Source organism: Streptomyces sp. NPDC006283, from assembly GCF_040613325.1.
Lineage (GTDB): Bacteria > Actinomycetota > Actinomycetes > Streptomycetales > Streptomycetaceae > Streptomyces.
This window is the reverse complement of the sequence record NZ_JBEXRZ010000411.1, coordinates 1-2,486: the sequence shown is the minus strand read 5'-3', so window position 1 is coordinate 2,486 and position 2,486 is coordinate 1. Positions and strand designations below refer to the sequence as shown.

2 protein-coding genes are annotated in these 2,486 nt (G+C 75.7%); both read right to left on the bottom strand.

The features are described from left to right. A partial coding sequence (locus tag ABZ070_RS36715; RefSeq protein WP_356640468.1) for a histidine kinase dimerization/phospho-acceptor domain-containing protein occupies nucleotides 1-704 on the bottom strand: 704 nt, incomplete at its 3' end. A 94-nt stretch (nucleotides 705-798) separates the two neighbouring features. After that, a complete protein-coding gene (locus ABZ070_RS36710; protein ID WP_356640466.1) occupies nucleotides 799-1,650 on the bottom strand; it encodes an RNA methyltransferase in 852 nt (283 codons plus the stop codon). Between the last annotated feature and the right edge of the window lie 836 nt (nucleotides 1,651-2,486).

The following is a 2,486-nucleotide window of genomic DNA, read 5'->3' as shown; positions in this document are numbered from 1 at the left end:
CGTGGGAGAACTTGGCGGCGCACGGCGGCCCCGAGGTCGACGGGCTGGCGTCGCACCTCGAGCCGTCCCGAGTCGATGCGGGAGATGTCCAGGAGCTCGGCGATGAGGCGCGTGACCCGGTTCGCGTCGGCGTCGACGGTCTCGAGCATCAGCCGCTTCTGGTCGTCGGTGAACCGCTCCCATTTGGCGAGCAGCGTCGCCGTGAAGCCCTTGACGGAGGTCAGCGGGGAGCGCAGCTCGTGAGCAACGGTCGCGATCAGTTCCGCGTGGCTGCGCTCGGTACGGCGCCGGGCCTCGGTGCCCCGCAGGCTGACGACGAGCCGGCGCAGCGGCCCGGTGGGGACGTCGCGGACGTAGCGGGCGGAGACGAGGACCTCGCGGCCGCCGGGCAGCAGCAGGTTGCGCTCGGGCTGGCCGACCCGGGTGGCGAGCCCGCCGTAGGGGTCGGTGAGGGTCCACCAGCGGCGGCCCTTGAGGTCCTCGAGCGGCAGCACACGCTCCAGCGGCCGTCCGATCGCCTCGGTCCTGGCGACGGCGGTGATGCGCACGGCGGCTTGGTTGAAGCAGACGACGCGGCCGTTCTCGTCGGCGACGACGAGCCCGTCGGGCAGGTCGTCGGGGTCGATCCCCGGCTCCTCGGGACCGCCGGAGCGGCCCAGGAAGCGCTCCTGTGCCTGTGTCGGCCTGCTGGTCCCGACCGTCATCCCCGTACCCCACCTTCCGCCGGCGCAGTGGGCCCCCGAGTGCGTCACCCTACTAGCTCAAAGTGACGTCGCCGACCCCCTGAGCGAGTGGTCCTCAGCCGGCCGGGGTGCCCTTGACCCCGGAGCGCTGGGCGCGCGCAGAGGCGTAGAGACATACGGCCGCGGCGGTCGCCAGGTTCAGGCTTTCGGCCTTCCCGTGGATCGGAACGCGTACGACGGCGTCGGCGAGCGCCCGGGTCTCCTCCGGCAGGCCCCATGCCTCGTTGCCGAAGATCCAGGCGGTGGGCCCGCCCATGGTTCCGGCGTCGAGCTCGTCGTCGAGGTCGTCCTCGCCCGCCCCGTCGGCGGCGAGCACGCGCACTCCCGCGTCACGCAGCCCCTGGACGGCCTGCTCGACCGGCACGCCGACGGCGACCGGCAGGTGGAAGTGCGAACCGACGGACGCGCGGACGGACTTGGGGTTGTACAGGTCGACGGACGCGTCGGTGAGGATCACGGCGTCCGCCCCGGCGGCATCGGCGCAGCGCAGCACGGTGCCGGCGTTTCCGGGATCACGTACGTGGGCGAGCACGGCGACGAGCTTGGGCCGGGCGGCCAGAATCTCCTCGAACGGCGAGTCGAGGAACCGGCAGACGCCGACGAGCCCCTGCGGGGTGACGGTCTGGGACACCTCCGCGAGCACGGTGTCGGCGGCATGGTGGACGCGGGCCCCGGCGGCGTGGGCGGCGTCGACGATGTCGGCATAGCGCTCGGCGGCCTCGAGGGTGGTGAACAACTCGACCAGGGTCGGCTCCCCGCCGGGCCCCCGGTGGGCGACGGCCTCCCGCACGGCCTGCGGCCCCTCGGCGATGAACAGGCGGTCCTTCCCCCGGAAGTTCCGCTTGGCGAGCCGCCGTGCGGCGGCGACACGCGGCGAACGGGGCGAGATCAGCTCGGGGGTCGGCATGCTGTTCGGCGTCTCTCTCACTGGGGTTCCGGAGGGCGGTCGGGCTGCGGCCCGGACCTTCGATTCGTACTCGTCGCCCCGTGCCGGCCACAGACCGGCTGGGGCGGCCTCTCGGCGCGCCCGCCGACCGGGCCCGCTACGGGTCGGCGGGGTCGGCGGGGTCGGCCCTGGAGCCTGCCACCGGGTGGCCGCGGGGCCCTCACTGTCGGGGCGGCCGGGCCGGCCTGGCGGTCAGTCGGCGGCCGAGTAGGAGCCGGGTCGGTGGGTCGGCAGTCCGTCGGTCGGTCGAGCTGGGGATCGGTCGGCGGCCGGGGTGGGCCGGGTGTCGGTCGGCGGCCGAGTAGGAGCCGGGTCGGCGGGTCGGGCTAAGGGTCGGTCGGCGGCCGGGTCAAGCCGGGCTGGAGGTCCGTCGGTCGGTCGGGCTGGGGGTCGGTCGGTCGGCGGCCGAGTCGGGGCCGGACCGGGGGTCGGTTCGGCCGGGCCGGCAGTCCGTTGCCCGGTCGGGCTCGGGTCGGTCGGCGGCCGGGTCAGGGCCGGGCTGGCGGCCGGGTCAAGCCGGGCTGGGGATCCGCCGGGTCGGGATCGGGACCGGTCCGGCCGGGCTCAGGCTGGGCCGTCGGTCGGCTGCCCGGGTGGGCGGGGCGGCGTCGGCAGGGGCCGTCGCTCCTCGGCTCCGGTCCGCCCCGGCTCCGCGAAGCCCGATCGGTTGCCGGCCGAGTGACCGGGACGGCCTGCCGGTAGTCGTCACCCGTGAGCCGGCCCGCCGGGCGCCACCCGGCCGGGGCCCAGGGCCCGCCGGATCAGCCCAAACGCACCGGACCCGCAGGCCGAAGGCC